The sequence below is a fragment of the Ancylobacter polymorphus genome (assembly GCF_022836935.1).
Classification (GTDB): Bacteria; Pseudomonadota; Alphaproteobacteria; order Rhizobiales; family Xanthobacteraceae; genus Ancylobacter; species Ancylobacter polymorphus_A.
Map to the genome: position 1 here is coordinate 128,197 of NZ_CP083241.1, position 22,510 is coordinate 150,706.

General features: G+C 64.7%; 24 protein-coding genes and 1 pseudogene. 8 read left to right on the forward strand and 17 right to left on the reverse strand.

Annotation, left to right across the window (positions count from 1 at the left end; all coding sequences use genetic code 11):
* From K9D25_RS22930 to K9D25_RS22950, 5 genes are read right to left on the reverse strand one after another with little or no spacing between them, the layout of a single operon-like run.
* Entirely contained in the window at nt 1-2,052 is a 2,052-nt protein-coding gene (locus K9D25_RS22930) for a CocE/NonD family hydrolase (protein WP_244451131.1), read from the reverse strand.
* An 8-nt stretch (nt 2,053-2,060) separates the two neighbouring features.
* Nucleotides 2,061-2,990, reverse strand: coding sequence for an ABC transporter ATP-binding protein (locus tag K9D25_RS22935; protein WP_244451132.1), 930 nt, complete (start codon nt 2,988-2,990; stop codon nt 2,061-2,063).
* An 11-nt stretch (nt 2,991-3,001) separates the two neighbouring features.
* Nucleotides 3,002-3,631, reverse strand: a complete 630-nt coding sequence (locus K9D25_RS22940) for an ABC transporter permease (RefSeq protein WP_244451133.1) — start codon at nt 3,629-3,631, stop codon at nt 3,002-3,004.
* On the reverse strand, nt 3,628-4,269 hold the full coding sequence (locus K9D25_RS22945) for an ABC transporter permease (RefSeq protein WP_244451134.1): 642 nt from the start codon (nt 4,267-4,269) through the stop codon (nt 3,628-3,630). The genes K9D25_RS22940 and K9D25_RS22945 overlap by 4 nt, the downstream gene beginning before the upstream one ends.
* On the reverse strand, nt 4,266-6,254 hold the full coding sequence (locus tag K9D25_RS22950; RefSeq protein ID WP_244451135.1) for a CocE/NonD family hydrolase: 1,989 nt from the start codon (nt 6,252-6,254) through the stop codon (nt 4,266-4,268). Before K9D25_RS22950 ends, K9D25_RS22945 begins: the two co-directional genes overlap by 4 nt.
* Before the next feature lie 207 nt (nt 6,255-6,461).
* Between K9D25_RS22950 and K9D25_RS22955 the strand changes: the two are divergent.
* Together K9D25_RS22955 and K9D25_RS22960 are read left to right on the forward strand one after the other, a co-directional pair.
* Nucleotides 6,462-6,627: pseudogene (locus K9D25_RS22955) on the forward strand (IS5/IS1182 family transposase); the annotation flags it as partial.
* Nucleotides 6,628-6,652: 25 nt separating this feature from the next.
* The gene (locus K9D25_RS22960) at nt 6,653-7,795 is read left to right on the forward strand and encodes a site-specific integrase (protein ID WP_244451136.1); all 1,143 of its coding nucleotides are present in this window, start codon (nt 6,653-6,655) and stop codon (nt 7,793-7,795) included.
* Between the two features lie 28 nt (nt 7,796-7,823).
* Here K9D25_RS22960 and K9D25_RS22965 read toward each other — a convergent pair whose 3' ends face one another.
* Nucleotides 7,824-8,342 carry an RES family NAD+ phosphorylase gene (locus K9D25_RS22965; protein WP_244451137.1) on the reverse strand — a complete coding sequence of 173 codons (519 nt, stop codon included), beginning with the start codon at nt 8,340-8,342 and terminating at the stop codon, nt 7,824-7,826.
* Nucleotides 8,339-8,728 (reverse strand): MbcA/ParS/Xre antitoxin family protein, encoded by a 390-nt coding sequence (locus tag K9D25_RS22970; protein ID WP_244451138.1) that lies wholly within the window; start codon nt 8,726-8,728, stop codon nt 8,339-8,341. The genes K9D25_RS22965 and K9D25_RS22970 overlap by 4 nt, the downstream gene beginning before the upstream one ends.
* A 342-nt stretch (nt 8,729-9,070) precedes the next feature.
* Between K9D25_RS22970 and K9D25_RS22975 the strand changes: the two genes are divergently transcribed.
* A complete protein-coding gene (locus tag K9D25_RS22975) occupies nt 9,071-9,355 on the forward strand; it encodes a hypothetical protein (RefSeq protein ID WP_244451139.1) in 285 nt (94 codons plus the stop codon).
* Between the two features lie 99 nt (nt 9,356-9,454).
* Here K9D25_RS22975 and K9D25_RS22980 read toward each other — a convergent pair whose 3' ends face one another.
* A complete protein-coding gene (locus K9D25_RS22980) occupies nt 9,455-10,693 on the reverse strand; it encodes a plasmid recombination protein (RefSeq protein WP_244451140.1) in 1,239 nt (412 codons plus the stop codon).
* 570 nt (nt 10,694-11,263) lie between these two features.
* On the opposite strand from K9D25_RS22980, the gene K9D25_RS22985 reads away from it, so the two are divergent.
* Nucleotides 11,264-11,737 (forward strand): hypothetical protein, encoded by a 474-nt coding sequence (locus K9D25_RS22985; protein ID WP_244451141.1) that lies wholly within the window; start codon nt 11,264-11,266, stop codon nt 11,735-11,737.
* A gap of 213 nt (nt 11,738-11,950) precedes the next feature.
* Here K9D25_RS22985 and K9D25_RS22990 read toward each other — a convergent pair whose 3' ends face one another.
* The 4 genes from K9D25_RS22990 to K9D25_RS23005 form a co-directional block, all read right to left on the reverse strand.
* Complete coding sequence (locus tag K9D25_RS22990) at nt 11,951-12,211, reverse strand: type II toxin-antitoxin system Phd/YefM family antitoxin (protein ID WP_244451142.1); 261 nt, start codon at nt 12,209-12,211, stop codon at nt 11,951-11,953.
* A 65-nt stretch (nt 12,212-12,276) separates the two neighbouring features.
* On the reverse strand, nt 12,277-12,993 hold the full coding sequence (locus tag K9D25_RS22995) for a metallophosphoesterase (RefSeq protein WP_244451143.1): 717 nt from the start codon (nt 12,991-12,993) through the stop codon (nt 12,277-12,279).
* A 62-nt stretch (nt 12,994-13,055) separates the two neighbouring features.
* Nucleotides 13,056-13,589 carry a 3'-5' exonuclease gene (locus K9D25_RS23000; RefSeq protein ID WP_244451144.1) on the reverse strand — a complete coding sequence of 178 codons (534 nt, stop codon included), beginning with the start codon at nt 13,587-13,589 and terminating at the stop codon, nt 13,056-13,058.
* Nucleotides 13,590-13,624: 35 nt separating this feature from the next.
* Nucleotides 13,625-13,885: a WGR domain-containing protein gene (locus tag K9D25_RS23005; RefSeq protein ID WP_347881483.1), complete on the reverse strand. Its 261-nt coding sequence runs from the start codon at nt 13,883-13,885 to the stop codon at nt 13,625-13,627.
* A gap of 421 nt (nt 13,886-14,306) precedes the next feature.
* On the opposite strand from K9D25_RS23005, the gene K9D25_RS23010 reads away from it, so the two are divergent.
* From K9D25_RS23010 to K9D25_RS23025, 4 genes are all read left to right on the forward strand, one after another.
* The gene (locus K9D25_RS23010) at nt 14,307-14,594 is read left to right on the forward strand and encodes a hypothetical protein (protein ID WP_244451146.1); all 288 of its coding nucleotides are present in this window, start codon (nt 14,307-14,309) and stop codon (nt 14,592-14,594) included.
* Nucleotides 14,587-15,297 (forward strand): nucleotidyl transferase AbiEii/AbiGii toxin family protein, encoded by a 711-nt coding sequence (locus K9D25_RS23015; RefSeq protein WP_244451147.1) that lies wholly within the window; start codon nt 14,587-14,589, stop codon nt 15,295-15,297. Before K9D25_RS23010 ends, K9D25_RS23015 begins: the two co-directional genes overlap by 8 nt.
* Before the next feature lie 142 nt (nt 15,298-15,439).
* Nucleotides 15,440-15,721, forward strand: coding sequence for a type II toxin-antitoxin system RelE/ParE family toxin (locus K9D25_RS23020; RefSeq protein WP_244451148.1), 282 nt, complete (start codon nt 15,440-15,442; stop codon nt 15,719-15,721).
* A 13-nt stretch (nt 15,722-15,734) separates the two neighbouring features.
* Nucleotides 15,735-16,046: a HigA family addiction module antitoxin gene (locus K9D25_RS23025; RefSeq protein WP_244451149.1), complete on the forward strand. Its 312-nt coding sequence runs from the start codon at nt 15,735-15,737 to the stop codon at nt 16,044-16,046.
* 215 nt (nt 16,047-16,261) lie between these two features.
* Here K9D25_RS23025 and K9D25_RS23030 read toward each other — a convergent pair whose 3' ends face one another.
* Genes K9D25_RS23030 through K9D25_RS23050 form a run of 5 tightly spaced genes read right to left on the reverse strand, consistent with a single transcriptional unit; the run spans nt 16,262 to nt 22,425 of the window.
* The gene (locus K9D25_RS23030; protein ID WP_244451150.1) at nt 16,262-17,023 is read right to left on the reverse strand and encodes an ABC transporter ATP-binding protein; all 762 of its coding nucleotides are present in this window, start codon (nt 17,021-17,023) and stop codon (nt 16,262-16,264) included.
* On the reverse strand, nt 17,020-18,090 hold the full coding sequence (locus K9D25_RS23035) for a FecCD family ABC transporter permease (protein ID WP_432207970.1): 1,071 nt from the start codon (nt 18,088-18,090) through the stop codon (nt 17,020-17,022). Before K9D25_RS23035 ends, K9D25_RS23030 begins: the two co-directional genes overlap by 4 nt.
* Complete coding sequence (locus tag K9D25_RS23040) at nt 18,087-19,181, reverse strand: siderophore-interacting protein (protein ID WP_244451151.1); 1,095 nt, start codon at nt 19,179-19,181, stop codon at nt 18,087-18,089. The genes K9D25_RS23035 and K9D25_RS23040 overlap by 4 nt, the downstream gene beginning before the upstream one ends.
* A 23-nt stretch (nt 19,182-19,204) precedes the next feature.
* The gene (locus tag K9D25_RS23045) at nt 19,205-20,323 is read right to left on the reverse strand and encodes an ABC transporter substrate-binding protein (RefSeq protein ID WP_244451152.1); all 1,119 of its coding nucleotides are present in this window, start codon (nt 20,321-20,323) and stop codon (nt 19,205-19,207) included.
* Nucleotides 20,323-22,425: a TonB-dependent siderophore receptor gene (locus K9D25_RS23050; RefSeq protein ID WP_347881484.1), complete on the reverse strand. Its 2,103-nt coding sequence runs from the start codon at nt 22,423-22,425 to the stop codon at nt 20,323-20,325. The genes K9D25_RS23045 and K9D25_RS23050 overlap by 1 nt, the downstream gene beginning before the upstream one ends.
* Nucleotides 22,426-22,510 lie beyond the last annotated feature (85 nt).

The window sequence follows — 22,510 nt, forward strand, 5'->3', positions numbered from 1 at the left end:
TCAGTCCTCTGGATGTTTGACGTTGTTGATCGTGTCCTGGGGGAGAAGGCTTTCTCTGGGAATCTTGATGTCCCATTTTCTGGTCTTGACGCGATTTTCGCCCTCGAAGAGGTCGAGCCCCGCCGTGATGCGGAAACCGTCAATGTCGTGCGTCATCTGGGCGACGCTCTGGGTGCGGATCGACCAGTCGCCGCGCGACATGATCATGACCCAGCCGGTCTCGATGCGGGCGGAGAGGGGGACGCCGGCGATGACGTCATAGGTCTCGTCATTGATCCGGCCGAGCACCATGCCGCTCGGCTCGATGCGTTCGTCGCCATAGTCGAGGCGCACATGCGTGCGGCGCAGGCAGGAGACAAGATCGCTCGACAGTTCCCGACGGAAGCTACCCGCGCGCAGCGTGGAGCGCGGCTCTGGCGGCGGTGCGTGCGGCGGGTTCATCTCGGGCAAGAAGCGCGAGCCGGGGCCCGGCTGCCAGACCGGGAGATCGAGCCGGGCCGCGCCGGTGAACAGGCTGAGCGTGGCCGCCTCGGGCGCCGGCCATGCGGTCGGCCAGTAGGAGGTCGAGACGGCGACGCGGATGCGGTGGCCGGCCTTGAAGCGATGGGCGATATCGCAGAGCGGGATATCGATCGCGTAGCGCCGGCCGGGCTCCAGCGCAACGGCACGTTCATGGCCCTCGATATGGTTGAGGTTGAACAGCCCGTAGCTCACCCGCGCCGAGGAGCCGTCCGGTGCGAGATCGTTCAGCCGCACCGCCACCATGGCGCGCGGGCGGTCGACCGCAAATTCAAGATGCAGCACCGGCTGGCCGACCGACGCCAGATCCTCGCCCAGCGGCGCGGTGTCGAAACACAGCGAGCGGGCATCGTCCTCACGCTGGTCGGTCGGCTGGTCGGCAGCGACGCCATATGCGCACCATTCGCCGGCCCCGAAACCGCAATCCAGCGGGCTCAGATGCCGGAGTTCACCGGCCTGCGGCGGCTCCATCCCAAGCGTGTCGTCCCCGAGATAAAGCGCCTGGGTCGTGACATCCGGCGAGGGCCACGCATCGAAGCCGACCCAACGACCGGGCCGTTCAGTGTGGGCGGCATCCGCCGGCAGTTCGTCCTGCAGCCAGAGACGCATCGTCGGTTCGGCTTCGACCGAGTTGTCGCGGCGCTTCAGCCAGCGATCCCACCAACGCAGGCACTCGCTGAGAAAGTCGATTTGCGGGCCAGGTACGGCCAGGTGGGGATAGTCATGCCCCCACGGCCCGATCAGTCCCTTGGCGACGCGGGGAAGACCGCGGACGAGCCGGGGCACCGCATTGGTGTAGGAATCCGACCAGCCGCCGACCGCGAGCACCGGCACCTCGATGCGGGAAAAATCCTCGCACACCGAACCGCGCTGCCAATAAGCGTCGCGCAGCGGGTGGCGGGTCCACTCGGCGATGAAAAGCTGGGCATTGTCGACCCGCTCCATCCACATGTCGCGCCAGCGCGCGCCCACCACTTCGGGGTCCGGTGGGCGCGACAGGTCGGCGAAGAAGGTCTGCGACCAGGTGAGGTTGGCGCTGAGTGGGCAGCCGCCCATGTAATGGACGTCGTCGGCATAGCGGTCATCGGTCGAGCCGACGGTGATGATGGCCTCGAGCTGGGGCGGGCGCAGCGCGGCGATCTGCAGTGCGTTGAAGCCACCCCAGGAGATGCCCATCATGCCGATGCGGCCATTGCACCACGGCTGGGCGGCGATCCATTCCAGGGCGATCAGCGCATCGGCCTGCTCCTGCGGGGTGTACTCGTCGGCGAGCAGCCCCTCGGAGTCACCGGAGCCGCGAATGTCGATGCGCAGGCAGGCATAGCCATGGGTGGCGAAGAACGGATGCACCAGCGCGTCCCGCGCCGACATGCCGTCCGACTTGCGATAGGGGATGTATTCGAAAATCGCCGGCACCGGGCCGTCGGCACCCACCGGCAGCCACAGCCGCGCGGCAAGGCGCACGCCATCTGGCATCGGAACCCAGATGTTCCGCTGGCACTCGACCTCATAGGGGGCGGCTTGGTCCCTCATCAGCATCCTCAGCCAGTGCTGGCGCGCAGGAGATCGCGGATATGCAGCGCGCCGCCGCCTTCCACGGCGAGCACATCGCGCCCAGTGTCGAGCATGCGCAGGAAGGCCGCCTCCAGCGTGGCGGTGCTGTCGATGACCGGTGCGTCGGCCGGCGCGGCCTCAGTGCTCGTCGCGGAGCCGACGGTGAGCGTCGTCAGCAGCTTCACCAGCCGATCGTGGCCGATCAGTTCGGAAACGAAGGTATCCTTTGGATGGCGCAGCACATCCACCGGCGCCGCGTGCTGAACCAGCCGGCCCGCACGCAGCACGGCCACCTTGTCACCGAGCCTGACCGCCTCGTCCATGTCGTGGGTGACGATGACGATCGTCTTGCGCACCTTGCTCTGGATCGCGAGAAGCTCGTCCTGAACGCGCACGCGGGTGATGGGGTCGAGCGCGCCGAACGGCTCGTCCATCAGCAAAACTGGCGGATCAGCCGCAAGCGCGCGGGCGACGCCGACACGCTGCTGCTGGCCGCCGGAGAGGCTGCGCGGGTAGCGGTTGCGATGCTCGGGAGGCAGGCCGACCAGTGCCAGAAGCTCGTCGATGCGGGCGTCGATCCGTGCCCTGTTCCAGCCGAGCAGCTTAGGAACGACGGCGATGTTCTCGCCCACGCTCATATGCGGGAACAGCCCGACATACTGGATGACGTAGCCGATCATCCGCCGCAGCTCTTTAAGCGGGATGTGCGAGATCGGCTTTTCGCCGAGGAAGATCTCGCCGCTCGACGGCTCGATGAGCCGGTTGATCATCTTCATCGTCGTGGTCTTGCCGCAGCCGGACGGCCCCACGAGAGCCAGGATGCTGCCGGCCTCGATGGTCAGCGACAGGCGGTCCACGGCAGGCGGAGTGCCGGGGAACTGCTTGGTGACATCGCGAAACTCGACCTGAAGCGCCATGGGCGCGTCTCCTATGATACGCGCCGGCTGGCAAGGCGTTCCAGCCCGAACAGCAGGTAGTTGACGGTGACGGCGAGCAGCGCGGTGAGGCCGGAGCCGATGAGCAGCGGCGTCGTGTCCATGCGCGAGATGCCCTGCAGGATCAGCGTGCCCAGGCTATCGACGCCGATATAGGCGGTAAGCGTCAGTACCGAGACCAGCATCACCGCGGAGATACGCACCCCGGCAATGACGATGGGCAGCACCGCCGGCACCTCGACGCGCACCAGGATCTGCGCCGGCGACATGCCCATGCCGCGCGCGGCTTCCAGCATGCGCGGATCGATCGAGGCGAAGCCGCTTGCCGTATTGCGCAGGATTGGCAGTACGCCCTTCACGAACAGGGGGATCAGCGCGCCGGAAATGCCGATGCCGAGAAACGGGATCGCCAGCGCCAGCAGCACGATCTCCGGGCAGGCCTGAAGCACGTTCACGACCGGCACGATCAGTGTGCTCAGCCCTCTGAAGCGGTGCACCAGCGTGCCCAGCGTGACGCCGAGCACGAGGGCGGCGGCAAGCGAGATCGCAAACAGGATGATGTGCTGTTCGAGCAAATAGAGGATGTTGTCGCCGAAGACGTCAATGTACTCCGCAAAGCTCATGGCGTGGCCACCTCCCGGGAGCGGGAGAGGCGCTGCTCGGCGAGCTTAAGCAGATAATCCGCGCCCAGCGCCATGATCAGTACCGGCGCCGAGCCGGCGATGACCAGGTTCCACGACATGATCGAGATGCCGCGGAAGATGAAATCGCCTAGGCCGCCGGCGGCGATGAGCGAGGCGAGCGTGACCATGCCGATCGCATTGACCACCGCAACGCGCAGGCCCGCGAATATGACCGGCAGCGCCAGTGGCAGTTCGACCCGGAACAGTCGCGTCACCCGGCCCATGCCCATGCCGACGGCAACCTCGCGTAGATGGGGGTCGACATTTGCGAGGCCGGTATAGGTGTTCTGCACCACCGGCAGCAGCGAATAGAGCACCACAGCCGCGATCGCCGGTACAACGCCCAGGCCGAGCAGCGGAATCATCAGGCCGAAAAGCGCCAGTGTTGGCACGGTGTAGATCATGCTGACCGTGTTGAGCACCAAAGCCGCCGCCACGCGGTTCAGATGGCTGATCACGCCGAGCGGCAGGCCGATGCCCAGCGCGAGGCCCACCGCCATCAGCGACAGCCGCAAGTGCCACCAGGACACGGCGAGAATGTCCTCCCAGCGGGTGGCAAGAAAATCCGTGAGGCTCATCGATCGTCGCCTCTGGGAGCGCCGGCGCGCGGCGTCTCGATGGTCCACTCACGCGCGAAAATCCGCTCGCCACGGTCATAGGCGCCGTACTGTGCGTGAAGACGCCATCCGGTGGATGTGGCCGTCACCGTGCTCCGCGTCTCGATACGGGCTTGCCAGTCGCCGCGGATGAACTCGGCCTTGCGCCATGCGGTGGAAGAGGCGCTCGCTGGATCGTTGCGCAGCGTTGTGTAGACCTCGTTGCCCAGTGCGCGCAGTTCAAGCCCGGTCTCGGCGATGCGGACGGCACCGAGATTTCGGACGACCTCCACGGTGGCGCGGCCGGTCGCGACCTCATGTTCGATGCGCAAGCGGCCGCGCGCCGGCGCCTCGATGACTTCCGTCTCCAGCGGCGGCGGCGACCAGGCGGCGCCAAGATCGGGTGCGGCAACCGTGTCGCCCGCGCGGACCGGAACACTTAGCGAACCGGTCTTGAGCGTGACGGTCGCGGCGACCGGCAGCGGCATGGTCAGCGGCCAATACTGCGTCGAGATGGCCAGACGCAGCTTCTGTCCGGGCGCAACCCGATAGCCGACCACCTTTAGCGAGATCGTCACCTCGATGGTCTCGCCCGGCACGAGCGGCTCGCCCGCCGCAAAGCCATCACGGTGCGCGAGGTTGAGCAGACCGTAGGTGATGCGCGTGCTGGTGCCGTCCGGGGTAACCGCGTTCAGGCGGATGGCGAGGATCGCCTCCGGCTGGTCGACGGTCAGCATCAGCTTGACCTCGGGGCGGCCGAGGATCTCGATCGGCTCGTCGAGCGGGAGCGTGTCGAAGCAGGCCGAGCCGGCATCGTCCTCGCGTTGGTCGAGCGGCATGTCCGGCCCCCAGCCATAGGGACACCATTCGCCCGAGGCGAGGCCGACGGTCGCCGGCGATTTCACGGTCACGGCGAAGGGGGTGGCCGCCTCGCCGAGACCCGCACCTGAGAGGTGCAGCAGGCGAGAAGCCACATGGGGGCTCGGCCATTCGGCCTCGGCGATCCAGCGTCCCTTGCGGGTTTCATATTGCGGTTGCGGCGGCTCGTGCTCCTGCATCCAGGTGGTGAGCATGGGTTCGGCATCTATGCCGTTGTCGATCCCCTTTAGCCAGCGGTCGAACCAGCGCACGGCAAGGCCGATGAAGTCGAAGTTGGGTCCCGGCGTCGCGACATGTGAATAGGCATGGGCGCCAGGGCCGATCACGCCCTTGCGCGGACCGGGCAGGTTCGACAGCAGGCGGTGCACGGCATTGGTGTAGCCGTCTGCCCAACCGCCGACGGCGAGCACGGGCACCTCGATATGCGAATAATCCTCACAAACCGAACCGGACTGCCAGTAGGCGTCGCGGCTGGCGTGGCGCATCCAACGCGCCGCCGGCGGTTCACTGATCGCTTCCATGCGGCCGAGCCACATGTCGCGCCAGTTCCCGCCGACGATCTCGGGATCCGGCGGCGGCGCGAGCCAGGTGAACAGGGTCGAGCCGTACTGCAGATTATCGTTCAGCAGCGCCCCGCCCATATAGTGCATGTCGTCGGCAAACCGGTCGTCGGAACCGCAGGTGGTCACGATCGCCTTGAGTGCCGGCGGCTGGGTTGCGGCGATCTGCAGCGAATTGAACGCGCTCCACGAAAGCCCGATCATGCCGACCACGCCGGAGCACCAGGGCTGCCGGGCAATCCAGTCGATCACTTCATTGGCGTCGGCCCATTCCTGCGGCGTGTATTCGTCGTCCATCGTGCCGTCAGAATCGCCAGCGCCGCGCATATCGACGCGGATCGCCGCATAGCCTTTGGCCGCTAGACCCGGATGCAAGATCGCGTCGTCGCCGCGGTGCCGGTCGCGGCGTCGATAGGGCAGGTATTCGAGAATCGCGGGAACGGGATCTGCAGTTTCAGGCAACCATAATCGGGCCGCCAGCCGGCAGCCGTCTTTCAGGACGATCCAGACGGTCTCTCGGGCGGGCATGGCTTCCTATCAGGGTGAGAGGACACATTGGCCCAACTGATACATGGCAGGTTGCCGATCAAGGTGACGTTTCCGACCTCACGCATCAGATAGCCGACAGAAAGCGGCGTCGGTCCGCATCGTCATTGTGCAGAATTCTCCGCAGCACAAATTAGGGGCACGCTGTGATGGCGGCGGCTTTGGGGACGCAACTAACTTAGCTGCTGTCTCTCGCGCTCCGCTCCGGCGGCGCATTAGCCCCCGCTGTGAAGGGCCATGCCTTCTTTGTCTACGCCATCAATGATCTGATTGACCTCGACCACGCCGTTATCGTCGCGTGCAGGCCTCTCGCGCGATCCGTCAGGCGGAAGCGGGCGCAGCGCGCACCCTTATCGGTTGTATTGCTCTTTATAGAGGAGATGATCGAAAACACCGCGCAAACCGACGAAAATTGCCCTGCGGAGCGCTCCACGGCGCCTCAGGGCACAGGCGATCCCGTCGTTGTTTCTGATGCCGCGCCGTCGGCCGAGGGCACCGCCTTCCCCGCTCCGCTTCCGGAAGAACGTGCCTCGCTGCCCGCGCATCTCGATCGTCTCGCCGGCCGGGCGCGCGACTATGCCAAGGCGTCGAGCTCGGCGAATACGCGGCGCGCCTATGCCGGCGACTGGGCACACTTTTCATCGTGGTGCCGGCGCCAGGGGCTGGAGCCTCTTCCCCCCTCCCTGCAGGTCGTCGGGCTCTATATCACCGCCTGCGCCTCCGGCGCCGCGATTCCCGGTGGCAAGGCGAACTCCGTGTCCACCATCGAGCGCCGGCTCTCGGCGCTGACCTGGAACTACGCCCAGCGCGGCACACCGCTCGATCGCCGCGACCGCCACATCGCTACCGTGCTCGCCGGCATCCGCAACACCCATGCCGCCCCGCCCCGTCAGAAGGAGGCGGTGCTGCCCGAGGACCTGATCGCCATGCTGGAGGTGCTGGAGCGCGGCACGCTGCGCGGCCTGCGTGATCGCGCCATGCTGCTGCTCGGCTTCGCCGGTGGCCTGCGCCGCTCGGAGATCGTCGGGCTCGATGTGGGGCGCGAGCAGACGCAGGACGGGCGCGGCTGGATCGAGGTGCTCGACAAGGGCATGGTGGTGACGCTGCGCGGAAAAACCGGCTGGCGTGAGGTCGAGATCGGCCGCGGCTCGGCGAACGTCACCTGCCCGGTGGTCGCACTGCAAACCTGGCTCAAACTGGCGAAGATTGCCCATGGCCCGCTGTTTCGCCGCGTGACTGGCCGGGGCAAGGATGTGGGTGTCGACCGCCTCAACGACCGCGAGGTTGCCCGGCTGGTCAAGCGCACGGCGCTCGCCGCCGGGGTGCGCGGCGATCTCACCGAGAGCGAGCGGGAAGAGAAATTCGCCGGTCACTCGCTGCGCGCCGGTCTCGCCTCCTCGGCGGAAGTCGACGAGCGCCACGTCCAGAAGCAGCTCGGCCACTCCTCTGCCGAGATGACCCGTCGCTATCAGCGCCGGCGCGACAGATTCCGCGTCAATCTCACCAAGGCCGCCGGACTTTGAGGGCCCCCCTGCTTCGGAGAAGGGCAAATCAACGCCAAGACAATTGATCCTTCGGAAGCCGACCGCTGGGGTCGAAGACGGCTACCTTGTGCGGTAGATCCGGACCCCATCTCCAAAGCACCAGATTGTTATCGTCTGCTTCGGCGCCGGGCGCGAAGCTCGGCACGCATATGCCCGCAATGCCCCGTGCTTTGAGCCGATCATAAACCGACCACGAGGCTGGACGATCGCCATCGGCAAGGGCCGAGGCCCATGCACAAGCCATGTCATCGAACGCGATCGCGCGCTCTCCCCTCCCCTCTTCGGTCGTCAGATCGGCAATGTCCTCGCAGTCGACTTCGTAGGAGCACAGCACGCAAGGATCGATCCGGTGCGCAAATCCCTGATTAGCCTCCTTGACCGCCGTCATGATGCTCAAACCGAGATAAAGCGCTGGAATGCCCTTTGGATTGAAGCGGGCGCCCCTGATCGCCGCGCCATCCCCGGACGTGGGCTTGAACGCCCATCGCGGATCATGCGCCCGGTAGCAGGTTCCAACGAACCTCACGCAAATCCGCCGACGGCCATATGGTCGAGATAGTCGCGAACGGCTGCGGCCTTGCCATCCTTGACGAGCGCCTCCGCAGTCCGCCCCCCAAACGCCGGCAGCGGTTGAGCTCGATACCAGGCCATGGCCTGCTCCTTGCCCCCGGCCCAATCCGAGACCCGGCTGATGATTTCGAGCATTTCGCGGAGCCTGCCCTGCGTTCTCTGAGCACGGCTACGCTCAACGCGATAAAGCGTCTCACGGGCAAGACCGGCCGTTTCGGCAAGCTGAGACTTGGACATGCCGAAACCATCCGCGAGTTCATTCACCGCGATCCGACCGGCTCGATCCATATAGGTCAGAACCAAAGATCCAGCCTCGATTGGAGCTTTCTCAGCCTGCGCCATCAAAGCCTCCCGCCATACCCACATCCATATTTCCATGACAACATATATGGCAGGCTCGAAGGGAGTTCAACGCGTAGCCGCGATCCGGTGCCAACTGCGCCTGCTGAGACAACCTCAAACGATCGGTTATCCGTATCTTCAACATCTGGAATTCCGCGCCTGAACGATCTCTCGCACGCTCCAAATAGCCGCCGACACTCAAAATCGCGCTTCCCGTCGACCACAGGGCCGGCTGGTCGACTATTCTTGCTCGCACCAAATCGGCGTCGTAGACGACCCTCGAAACAAGGGCACCATGCGCATTGCGGTGACCGGTGCGCATGGCACCGGCAAGAGACGACGTTGATCGACGACTTCGTAGCCATGTATCGCGACTCCGAGAGCGTGCCGGAGCCCTATTGGCTTCTCGAGCTGGGAGACATGCCTTTCGCCAACGGGGCAACGACAACCGACCTCGAATATCAGCCCATGGAAAGCTGCAAGCTGGTTCTCGCTCATACTGGTGAGCGCGAGGTGATTTTCGATCGATGCCCGCTCGACTTCCTCGCCTATCTCTCGCATTACCCTCGGCTCATCCGCCGCGGCACCGATCCCAGATTTTGCCGCGTCAATGGATGGAGGAGGTAAGCTCCTCCCTGAAAAGGACGAACGCGACTCGGTAATGAACAGACCAGATTGTTGTGCTTACCGACTTGACCTCCTGATCCTTTCGCAGCTTCTCCAAGATCACATTCCCGGTCCATAGTCAGCGCTCCAGCCTGGTCTCTCGATCGACTCGGCATAATTCTTGATTTCGACATCGTGGCGAGTCAGCAATTGGCGGAAAGCCGTCAGGAAAGAACACACGATCGTCTTGAATGGCTCGAGGATTCTCGACAAAAAGCGCTTCCGCAAATTATGGATCTCTGGATTATAGTGGATTTTCCACTCACCCGGTCTGGCGTTCTCTATTGCTGTAATTTCCCCCGCCAATAACGCCTCAACCCCTATCTCCACGGCCTCCATGGCTTTTCGCCGTTCCTGGGCCGCCTTGTCACGTTCCGCGATGATAGAGGCGAGCAGCCCACGAAGCCCCGGCCGAACATGTACACTTAATTCCGCCAGTTCCCGGTGCCGGGGAGTCCCGATCAAATCCGCGCGCAGCGTCAGCTTGGCCTTACCGCCGGGCTGCTTGTCGGCGCTTATGATCTCGCCATTCTGACAGGCCGACAGCATGGCAGATTCGGCTCTTTCCTGTAGGTCCAGATCGGCTTCGCGCTTTCTCAGCCTCTCCGCCCGTTCACGAAAGATGTCTGCGTGCACGTGCTGCCGCTGGGTCTCACGCTTCGGCTTTCCCCTCTTCAACCTCGGGTCAATGTACGCACAGGCCCACCGTCCCCATGAATCCTGAAGAGCTTCGAAAGACTTGAGAATCCCTTCTCGTCCCTGCAACTCCTTTTCTCGGGCTGCGAGCCCTTCCAAGGCCGACTTAACGGAAACGGTCAGTTTTAAAGGGCGCCCGCGCCCGCCCGCCTGCATGGCGGTCGGACAGAGGTACAGGTCCACGATCCCTGAGCCCGCTTCATCGACATCCAGCCGTGATGCGATCAATGCCTCCGGACCGAACTCAGCCTTTGCCCATGCCTGAGCCTGGTCGAAGAGAGCGCGCACCCGCGGATTGTTAGGGTCGCGAGGGTCGCCAGCCTCCACGAGCACCTCTGGTGATATGATTGCGATCACGTGAGCCATAATCGCCGCGTTCTTCCCCTCGACAGCCCCTGTCCTCTGCTTGAACGCCTTAAACGCGGCCTCCAGGGCAAGCGGATCCTCGGCGCAGTACTGGCTTGCCGCCAGATTGCCAGGCGTACGGGCGGCGTCGACACGCCTTTTGCTGGTCTCGTCCATGCGGCGGCCATGAGCTTCTGCGGCACGAATGGCGGCCATGTTCCGGAAGCGCTGCAAACGAACGGCGACGAAAGCTTCCATGACGGTTATCCCATTTATGGGATAACACACTATCCCCTATTGTCCTGCGGTCAACCGGCTCCGCCTTAGGAGTGTGGAAGGGCGCACCCTTCACCGCAAAGAGGTCATTCCCATCCCCTACGTTACCGTATGGCAATGCGTGTAACTCTCCTTCTCGGGACCAAATGGCTCCGATAGGGCCTTAAGCCTGCCAAAAGGGCGTTGTTGGCCGCGTTATCGTTGTCGCTGGTCCCACTGGGTCCGTGAAAACGGTGCCCACCCGACCGTCATCCGTCACCGCGATTTCTCACACGGCGTAGGGAGCCGTCACTGCGCGCGCGCATTCCACGACGTGGAGGCACTTCCAGCGCCCCCGCGCCGCCTCTGTCATCCCATTCGCTCTCAGTCCACCTCCCGGACGGCGAGCGGCACAGAATCAACCCAAACGCCCGGAAGTCATTGCGTCTGCACAGGCTTTCGGCCTGATGCAATTCTTTGCAATAGAATTGCATACTATAGAAAAGTAATAGCAACCCATTGTCATATAAGACGTTCTTCTGAAATGGCACACTTCGCGCCCCAAATCGGCTGATGCAGTTCTTCCATGAACAGCGGCGCAGCCTCTTTGTCTGGAACGCCGGCTCGCTTACCAGTCCCGGCTGGGACGCCGCCGGCGCGATCGGATACATCGGCATCGCCGCGCCGGCCATCGCGCAGTTGGGCGGCATTCGGCGTTTCCGGTCCCGGCTGCTCGTCACTCCGCTGCTCGGAGCGACCCTCCTGTGGTTCGCGGACCAGCTCACGCCGATCAATCCGCTGAGCCCGACCGAACTTACGCCCGCGCGAATTCGCTCGATCCGCGAGAGCGTGGGATCGCGGAAGGCATTCGAGGAGATGGCGGGGATCCCGGCCAGAACTATTGACGAATATGAAATGAGGTCGCCGCCGACCGGATGCCGCCACACAAGCTCTGTTCCGTGTCGTCGAGCGCGAAGCGGAGGCGATCCACCGTGCTCTCATCGCGGAAGGCCGGGTAGCATGATTCAGCTGTTAAGCAGGCAATGAACAGGCCGCAGCGGCCATCGACAGAGGACGCGCTGGTCGTCCGACCGAGTGCCGCCGCATGGTGCCTCTTGCGTTGGCCCTTTACCTAGAAGACGAATGGCGGACCCAAACAGGACGGCTGGGGCGAAGAAACGGCGCAGTCGTGTCCATGCAATAGGTTCGACGACCATTTGCATGGCACATCGGCTAAGGGCACGTGAACGGACGGTCTGCTCAGTCAAGCTCTGCGGGCTTCAGGCGTATTCTCGCCGGCTCTGGATCGAATTCGACGCTTTCGCCATCGCCATCCTTCTGGCGGATCCGATCGCTGATGGACCGAGGTGGTGCTGCGAGTGCTTGCCAAGCCGGGTAGGACAAGAGGACATAGGCGGGCTTGCCGTTCTCATCGACGATGAACACAGCGCCCTGCGCGGCGGCCTTCAGGGCGCGGGCGAGGTTGTCGTCCAGAACCTGCAGGGTCAGGGTCGTATCCATCTACACCTCGCTCCGCTGTCGCCTGGAGTTTGTAGCGTGTTCTCTTCGGTGTCGAACAAGAGGCCTCAAAGCTCGACAATGAGAGTGGGATTGAAGCCGGGGTTCTGCGGCCCATACCCCATGGGATTGGCCAGAATGCGGGTGTTACCGATCCGGTAATCGGCATTTGCGTGAAGATGGCCATGCACCCAAAGCTGCGGCTGCAACTGTCCGATGAGCGAGGTGAGGTTGCTGGCATAGGCGCCGTGATAAATCCATTTCTTCGGTCCATAATCAGGCACCGAGAGCTCGGACGGGGCATGGTGGGTGACCACGACATCGGCACCACTGGTGGCGAGAAAGGCGACGCTTTCCTGGTGCCGCTGGAGTGCCTGTTCGGGGGCGAACGGTTGGTCAGAGTCCCGGGTGCGGATGAGCCGAAAGTCATTCACATATTGGCGGGCATTTTCCATGGCATCCACCGGCTCGGTGTTGACCGCGAAATCGCTCCACAAGGTGGCGCCAGCGAAGGTGAGCCCGCCAAACCGGATGGTCTCATTCTCGAGGAACAGGACGTCATAGCGCGGTGCCGCCTCGCGGGCAGCTTCCAGCTCGTGCTCGATCACCCGGTGATAGAAGGTGTGATTGCCGGCGACCGTCAGAATGGGCGTTGAGGGAATGAGGTGGCGCAGCCATCTAAAGCCGTCTTCGCTACCTTCACAGACATCGCCGGCGACGATGACCAGATCGACATCCAGTCCGACCACGATGTCATGCGCCGGGCGAAGCACGTCGAAATGCACGTCGGAGAATATCTGTACGAGCATAGGGCCGCGCAGTCCTTCGGCTGAAATTGGGGGCGTCGTCAGCGAGAGGCAGGGAGGGGAGCCGCGAGATCGTGCCGGATCACATGTACGTCGACATTGATGGCGCGGGCGAGGGCACGCAGCAGTCTCGTGGCATCATCGGCGGCTCGGTGTCGGGGCGCATTGCGCTCTACGAAACGGCGTTGCCGATACCATTGAGCCGCTTCCAGCTCCGCGAGTGCCAGATCAAACGGCAATATCTCGAAGCGGCGTGAGATCCCAGCGGCGGCAAAGAGCTTATCGATCCAGTGGCTATCGAGAGACGCAGCGTCGGAGAATGCGGAAGGAGCGGCCAATGTGTTCAGGCAAGGCGCCGCCGTTTCAACCGGCACCCCCTTTTGTAGCTCTGCCTGAGCGATACCGTGAAGGTCGGCGGATCCATCATCCCAATCCCCGAGGAGCACCCATTCTTGAGTGGGCCGGATGAGGCTCGACCAGACCTCGATTGGATGGGAAGGGCCCGGCCAGATGGCGACCGCGACTTCGATGGGGGTGGAATGTGGCGTGACGCTGGAGGCCTCCAGATCGATCATACGCAGCGGCCATGGCATGGTTCGGGGAGGTAGGCTCATGGTGGGGTGTCTGGCTCCAGGGCCGCGTGTGCCCCATCCGTGGTGTCTGCTACCGATGAGGTTGCCTCGCATACGTCGACATAGCCGCGCTTCAGCTTCTGACACTTGAGCACGATCAGAGCCCGTTCGGCAGCTGATCGATCGTCGAACAGGTCGATGCGTGAGCGGCCCTGCGTGCCTATGCGGCCCCACGCGCGCCGCAAGGCCGTGCCCGGAAGCAGCGATGGCTCGACCGAGGCAACATAGAAGCGCGCCATGTTCCGCGAAGGGTCGATACGGCGCAGATGGAGGTGGGTCTCACAAAATGTGCTCATGGGACGAGTGTCACGCCAGCCGCACCACGCGTCCAACGCGTTTTGTGAATCAATGAAGGCGGTCGATTCATATCGGCAATGGATCACCGGGCTGAATCGGACTCGGCCGCAAGCTCGACTGTGAACGGCGACTGGACGGTTCGTATCCGCGTGCCCGTCGCCACTCTCACCGGAGGTGAGCGGCGGCTGGTCGGCGCCGCGACGCGTCGGGGCAGGTCCGGCAGCGAAAAGTAGCCAAGCCTGTGCCGGGCTGTAAGATGGGCGGGGCTGTCTTTCCGCTGAACCGGCTGCATCGCGACGGGATGCCCTTTTTCATTCATGCTCCGATCCCTGCGGCTGGGCATGTTCTCGCAGGAGATCGACCGTGCCCAAGCGCCAAGGGACGTTTCCACCCAAGCCAGAGCCTCCCGCAGCGAGCGCCCCCCGTGCCGAGCTCGGTGAGGAGGAAGCGACGATCCGCATCGGCGATTTCCCGCAGCTACGTCTCATCGCCTGGAACATGGATCCCGACATGCGGCTCACCGCGAAAGGCGCCCTCTCGCTCTATGAGCGAAATTGGCGGCATGTCGATCAGGGGAACATGCCGCCCCATGAACGCGAGCTTCTGGAGCGCCTGATCCTCACAGCCGGGAACGGCGTGCTCCATGTCTGAGACCGGGGACAGCCAGCGGATCGCGGAGCTGCTCGGCGCCTTTGACGCGACGCTGCTTGAGAAAGCCGGATGTTATCTCGGCGGCGGCGCGGCCCTCGTCCTCGCCTTGGGCGAGTACCGGCAACTGAACAACGTCAATTTCATGTGCAACTCGGCCGAAGGCTACCGCCTGCTGCGCAACACCGTTCAGGATACGCATCTCGGAGCCTTGCTGACGCGTTCCCTGCCGATTGTGCGAGAGGTGCGGACGTCGGCCTATGTCGTGAGCACCTTCCTTAAAGTGCAGGGAGCCCCGATCAAGGTGGATTTCGGGTGGGAGATCCGGGTTGCCATCTCAGGCACCTTTGACGCTGCCCTCGGCATTCCCGTGCTCTCGCGCGTGGACATGTACGCGGAAAAGCTGCTGGCCAATGCCGATCGAGGCTTGGACCGGTCGACCGGAAGCCGCGACATCATCGATTTGGCGATGATGATCAGGAACTGGGGGCCGATCCCTCGGATGTCGTGGGAGAAGGTGCGGCAAGCCTATGGCGATTACGCCGTCAGGGCCTTCGATGACGCGCGCGACCTGATCCGTGACCGGCAGTACCTGTCAGATTGCCTGCGCTCGTTGCGCATGGACCCAGCCCTCGCAGACGGGCTGCCGGAGATTCTGGATCGACATGCCCCGCGGTGTTCAATGCCGGACGATGGGCCAGCGTGAGTTGGTATGGTCTCGATCGGGAGTGCGCCGCTGCAAAGGCCGCCTGAGCCGCACTTAATTACCTTCCTCTGTATCATGAAACGATACATTCCATTGACTTTGGGATGTATCGCTATATGATACTTGCATCGCGAGGGCGGCAATGATCGTTTCGACCAAAGGCAAGTTCGTCGAGGCGGTCATCGCCGGCAAGGCGCCGAAGGGATTCCCCGCCGACATCCTCCGCAGCGCCGAGCGCCGCCTGCGTGCCGTTGATGCCGCCGTCGTGCTGGACGATCTGCGCTCCCCGCCGGGCAACCACCTGGAAGCGCTCTCGGGGGACCGAGCCGGCCAGCATTCGATCCGCATCAACGATCAATGGCGCATTTGCTTCCGCTGGACCGAGGCAGGCCCTGCGGACGTTGAGATTACCGACTATCACTGACCAGGAGGTCGCCATGGCTGTGAACTTCGCTCGCCCCATGCATCCCGGAGAATTTCTCCGCGAAGAGTACCTCGTTCCGCTCGACATGAGCCCCGGCAGGCTCGCCAAGGCACTTGGCCTGCCGCGTACGCGCATCGAGCGCATCGCGCGCGAGGAGATTGGCATCTCGACCGACACCGCACTCCGGCTTGCCCGCTTCTTCTCGACGACGCCGGGTTTCTGGCTCAACCTCCAGCAGGCCTATGACGTCGAGACCGAGGCGCCGAAGCTGGCGGCCGATATCGCCAGGATCGAGCCTTACGCGCCTGTTGGACAGGCGGCCTGAGGGGGCACCGTCAGCCTTAAGTCGCAGTCGGCGAGGGAGGCCGGCATGCAGAGCTAAGCTCAGCTTTGTCGAGACGGTCGACCCATTGACGCTAACGTTGCTTTAGCCGCCCCCAGATGTTGCCGGCCCGCGTGGGGGGCGACTCCGGCGGCACGCCGCCGGCGATCCGGGCGCAGCGGTTTCGATCCACGCACCCGCGTGGGGGCGACTGCCCCTCAAGTGGAGTTGATGCCGTTGAACAGCACGTGGGGTTGCCCACGTGAGCAGGCCTCCACCCTCGCCTCCACACAAAAGACGGCTCTCAGCATGTCCGTGCAGATCACATCCGCGCTGGCGCCACAGGCCTGCACCCTTCCGCCGGCCATAACCAGGGCCTTGTCCGTGAAGCGAAGGGCGAGGTTAATGTCATGCAGGGAGATGATGACGAGCGCACCCTGTGTACGGGCGAAGGTGCGCAGAATTTCCAGCACCTCAAGCTGTCGGTGAAGGTCCAGCGCGCTCGTTGGCTCATCCATCAGCAGCACGCGCGGTTGTCGCACGAGGGACTGGGCGAGAGAGGCAAGCTGGCGCTGCCCGCCGCTCAACGCATCGAGCCCCCGAAACGCGAGATCGGTGAGCCCCAGTTGTTCGAGCACCGCGTCCACCCGCTCCAGAACCGCCTCGGGCACCGTCCATAACGCGCCGCGACGGGCGGACACGACCACCGACTCATAGACGGTAAGGGCGGGCGCGGCCGCCGAATCCTGCGGCAGATAGCCGATGTCCTCCGGACCCGCGCCTTTAAGCTCCAGCCGCCCCGTGCCCGGCAGCACGCCCGCCATCCGCTTCAGCAGGGTTGATTTTCCGGACCCGTTCGGCCCGAGCAGGGCCACGACCTCGCCGCCGAAAAAGGCCGGCGTGGTCACGCCCTTCAGCACGGGCCGGCGACCATAGGAGGCTGCCACATCCACAAGCCGGGCGGAGAGGGGCTCGGTCATGGGCGCACCCGGACGCTGCGCAGGATCAGAAACACGAACAGCGGCACGCCGATGATGGCCGTCACGATCCCGATGGGCAGGATCGTGCCCGGCACCAGAGTCTTGCTGAGGATGGAACTGGCCGAAAGCAGCACCGCTCCACACAAAGCGGAGGCCGGGAGGAGAAACCGCTGGTCTTCGCCGATGAGCAGGCGTGCCATGTGCGGACCCACGAGGCCTATAAAGCCGATCGTACCCACGAAACTGATGGGCACGGCCGCCAGAAGGGCCACCAGTGCCATCGTCTCGAGTTTCAGCCGGCGCACGCGGATGCCGAGGCTCGCCGCGCGCTCCTCGCCGAGGCGCAGACTGGTCAGCGCCCAGGCGCGCCTCATGAAGACGGGGAAAATAAGCACCGCCGCCGCTGTGCAGATCGCCAGTCGCTCCCATGTGGCCTTCGTCAGGCTGCCCATGGTCCAGAACACGATGGCGGCGATGGCCTGTTCGGACGCGAGATACTGCACCAGGGTCAGCAAGGCGTTGAAGGAAAAGACAAGGGCGATGCCGAGAAGGATCACGCTCTCCGTCGTGACGCCCCTTTGCAGGCTGAACACATGGATGATGCCGGCCGCCAGCAGGGCCATGGCAAGGGCATTCAGCGGCACCATGATGCCCATGAGCGCGGGCACCAGCGATACGCCAAAGGCCAGCGCCAGGGAGGCGCCAAAGCCGGCTGCCGCCGAAATGCCGAGCGTGAAGGGAGACGCGAGGGGGTTGGCGAGAATGGTCTGCATCTGCGCCCCGGCCACGGCGAGGGACGCGCCCACCACCACGGCCATGAGGGCGGTTGGCAGGCGCAGGCTCCACAGCACTGCAACGACTTCGGGCGGAGCCGCAGCCGGCGAGAGAAGGGCACGGAGGACATCCGCCGGCGAGAAGCGTGCCGGCCCCAGAGCAAGGTCGAGCGTCACCGAGACGAGCAGGGCCAGGGTGATAAGGGCCAGCAGAAGCTGCTTGCGGCGTGTGCGGGCGCGAAAGGTCGCGCCGAGGCTTGCGGCCGCCGCGCCGCCGCGCAGGCTGGCGCTCACGCGGCCACCGCATCGCCGCCAACGGCGATGATGTCCTCCTCGCTCATGCCGCGCCGCCAGTGGGAGAAGGCCACCACCTGCGCCGCCGGAAGCTTCACCTCATCGCGCAGGAAGTGCCGGAGGGTGCGGAATTCATGGAACTCGCAGCCGATCCAGACGGACAGGTCAGCCCGATCCGCCTCCCAGTCCAGCAGGCGGATCGCCGCCGCGAGGGGCTGCGTATCCGGAAGCTCATTGCGGAGCAGCCAGCGGACCTCCATGCCGGATGGTGCCCGCAGGGGCTGCCGCTCAGCAGCATCGGCGACAGAGATCAGCGCCAGGCCGCGCGTCTCTTTCGGCGCGTCCTCAAGGATGCGGGCAATGCCCGGCAGGCCCGTCTCGTCGCCGGCCAGAATCATCCGCCGGGCAGGCTTCGGGCCATGGGCGGCAGGCCCCAGAGCGCCCACCACGTCGCCGGGGCGGGCGCGCCGCAGCCAGCGGGCGCCCGGCCCCTCGCCACCATGATCGAAGAAATCGATCCAGAGCCGGCCGGCTGACGCATCCACGTGCCGAAGGGTATAGACGCGCGAGCCGAGCCGCTGCACGCCGCCGGGCCACTGGATGAGGCCGGCATCGTCCAGCAGCGGCCATTCGGGAAACACCGCGTCCTCGGGCTGGAACAGGAGGCGCGTGTGGATCTGCTCCCCGGTGGCGAACCGTCCAAGATCCGCGCCGTCGAACATCACCCGCCGCATGCGGGGCGTGAGCACCTGAATCTCGCGGACCGTGAGGATGCGCAGATCGGGCGGGAGAGTGGCGCCCGCAACGTCTCCCTCCCATCGGATATCCAGTTGCTCGCTTTTGGCGACAAAGCCGATGAGGCCGGTGATCGCATGCCGAACGCGGTTGAGCTCCGGCCCCGTTACGGCGCGCACATGGATGGTGAGCGTCCCGTCCCCCGGCTCCAGCCGGGCTTCGCCGAAGGAGGAGCGGGCCACATGGGCGCCATCCTCGGCGGCCACGGCCATGTCGTGTGCCGCCAGAGAGTCCAGGATCGCCTCCAGGAAAGCGGCGATGCGGGGAAAGGCGACGGTGGTGCTGGCTGAAAGCATTGGCGGGCCTCACGCATCGGTTTTCAGGAACTGGCCAGGCTGACCCAGAGGGGCATCGCGACCGGAACGGAGAGAAAGCGGCGGTTGAGTTCGTCGAGTGTCTGGTCCGGATGGATGGCGCCGCACCGCTCCGGGTGCAGCCAGGTCGCCATGCGCTCCACGAACAGGATGTTGAGGGGGCGAATGGCGACCAGCCCGGTCCAGACGCCATAGACGCGCCGGTCGCGTACCGCCGTCAGAAGGTCCATGCCTGCTCGCACGGTGAGTGGCGCCAGGCCGTTGCGTGCGGCGTCCGCAGAAAGGCCCGGCGCGATGGGCGGACGCGTCCCTTTGGCGAAGGCGCCGCCTGCGGCCACGTAGACATCCGGCTGCTCGGCGATGAGCTGCTCCACATGCAGCTTCTGGAACCAGGGGGCCGTGGCCGCGTCCAGGTTCCTGCCGCCAGCGAGGGCCAGTAGTTCGCCCCAGACCATGCGGCCTGCAGCCCAGCAGCAGTCGTCATAGGTGGACTGCACTTCCAGATAGACCTTCCGCGCTGGGGCTCCCTCTATGCAGGCGGCCACCGCCGCAAAGCGTCCGGTGAGGAAGGTGAGCAGACGATCGGCCTGTTGCTCGCGCCCCAGCAGGCGGCCCCACATGCGCAGCACGGCGGCCAGATCGTCGCTCCCATTGCGGCCGATGCCACTGCTCGCGCTGTCGCTGAACACCACGGGAATGCCGAACGCAGCAAGCTGCGCCGCACTCTCGCCATTGCTGCTTTCCGCGTTGCGCGTGGTCACGACCAGATCGGGCTTAAGCGCCACGATGCGTTCCACCGAGACGCTGCCGGGTGCGAGTCCGCCAATAACGGGAATGTCGCGCCCCGCCTTTGCCTTTAGGGCCGCCAGCAACACGTCGCTGTCGAGCACCTCCGGCGCCGCCCAGCCGGCGATGCGGCGCATGGGGTCGGGATCAAGCAGGGCGATGGTCACGGCGTCGCGCGCATCCATCAGCACAATGCGCTGCGGCGGGGCGGGAAGCGTCAGGCTCCGGCCCAGCATGTCGGTGATGCGCACCGACGGGACCGCCGCTGCCGGCAGGGCACTGAGAGCCAGGCCGGCAAAGGTGCCGGACAGGAGCCGGCGGCGGCTGATCCCTTGCATCACCATGTCTTGCGCAGGCCCGCCAGGAAGGTGCGGCCGGTGCCGTACTGACAGTAAATGTCGTAGGTGCAACTGGTGTAATAGGTGGTGTCCGCGATGTTGCGCACATCCAGCGTCGCGGTGACGCCCTTCAGGCGGTCGCTGAACTGGCCGAGATCGTAGCGCAGCGAGGCATCGAACAACGTGTAGCCGTCAACCTCGATGGTGTTGGCATCGTCGGCATAGCTCGGGCCCATCACCCGCACGCCACCGCCCGCCGTCAACCCGTTCAGCACGCCGGTGGTGAAGCGGTAGTTCAGCCAGAGCGAGCCGAAATAGTCCGGCACCGCCTGCGGCCGCTTGCCGACATAGTCCGCCACATTGGAGGCCGTTACCTTGGTGTCCAACAGGGTGACGGCGCCAATCATCTCGAGATTGGCGCTCAGATCCGCCCGCGCCTCGAATTCCACGCCGCGGGAGCGGATCTCGCCGGTCTGGACGTTGAAGCCGAGCACCGGGCCGGGCGTGAGGACATTCTGCTGGCGGATGTCGAAGGCGGAGAGGGTGAAGAGCGCATCCATAAAGGTCGGCTGGTACTTCACGCCGATCTCGACCTGCTGCGCCTCGGTCGGCACGAAGGGCTGTCCCTCGGCATCGACACCAATGACCGGCTCGAACGAGGTGGAGTAGCTCGCGTAAGGCGCCACGCCGTTGTCGAACAGGTAGAGCAAGGCGGCGCGATACGTGGTGGCGGAAGAGGACTGATCCGAAGTGCTGCCGCCGGCAAGATGATTGTCGGTTTCCTGCGTCACCCAATCCTGCCGGATGCCCAGCACCGCCCGCCAGTTTCCGAGCGCGATCTGGTCCTGCAGGTAAAGGCCCGTCTGCTGGAGGATCTGCGTGTTGTCGATGAGGGTGAGGAAGGGCCCCGGCGCCACCCCATAGACGGGGTACACCACGTTGAGGCTCGGGGCCGCGCCCCATTGATAGGTCCAGTCGCTGGTGAACCACTGATAGTCGAGCCCGGTGATCACCTTGTGGCTGAGCGGCCCAGTGCCGAAGGTGAAGACCGCGCTGTTATCCGTGGCGACACCGCTCGCCTGCTCGGTGGAGATAACCGCCTGCCGGGGGATGATGCCGTCGGCGCTCATGGGGCCGGCCATCTGGATGCCCTGCAGGTCGCTGGACACCTCTGAATAGCGGGTGCTGGAGCGGATCTCGAACCAGTCGGTGAAACGATGTTCGAAGGAATAGCCGATGCCGCCCTGCTGGCGCGTGTACCCGTCGAAGTCGGGATCGCCGACATTGACGGTCGGGCCGAGGAAAGCGCGGTACTGCGGCGGCGCGAGGAAGGTGGGGTAGATCGAATTGAAGTAGCCACCTTCGGGGTCGTTCTCATAGAATGCGCTGATCGTCAGCCGCGTGTCGGTGCTCGGCTGCCAGGTGAGCGAGGGGGCAACGCCGAAGCGCTGCTCGTCGACATCGTCATATTGGGTGCCCGAGGTGCGGCCGATGGCGGAGAGGCTGTACTGCCACACGCCCGCCTCGTCGAAGGCGCCTTGAGTGGTGAGCCCCGCCTGCAGGCGGCCATAGGAACCTGTCTCGACCCGCAGCTCATTATAGGGAACAGCGCTCGGTTGGCGGCTGACCATGTTGACGAGGCCGCCAGGGCTGACCTGCCCGTACAGCACGGCGGACGGCCCCTTGAGCACATCGATGCGCTCCAGCAGGAAGGGGTCGATCTGGAACTGGCCGAAGGCCTGGCCGCGCGGAAGGCGAAGCCCATCGAGAAAGCCGACGAAGGTCGTCGACGTGCCGAAGCCGCCGAAACCTCGCAGGAAAAGTCCGTCAAAACGGTTCGTCGCATCGGGCGTGAAAACGCCCGCCGTGTACTGGAGCGCACCGGCGACCGTCTGGGGATTCTGATCGTCCAGCTGCTTGCGGCTAATGACGTCTACCGATTGCGGCGTCTCGATGAGCGGCGTCTCGGTCTTGGTGGCGGCGGAATCCCGCCGTACGACGATCGTCTCGTCGGAGGCGCGTTCGCCATCGCCCTCCACCGTGACCGGCGGCAGCACGATGGCCTCTTCGGCGCTGGCGATGAACGCGACGGAGCCAAGCAATATTGTAGTCATTCCAAATAAAACGCTGCGTCCACCGTGCGTTCGCATTGTAGTGTCCCGTCTGGCGATGCCTTATGTCTCTGGA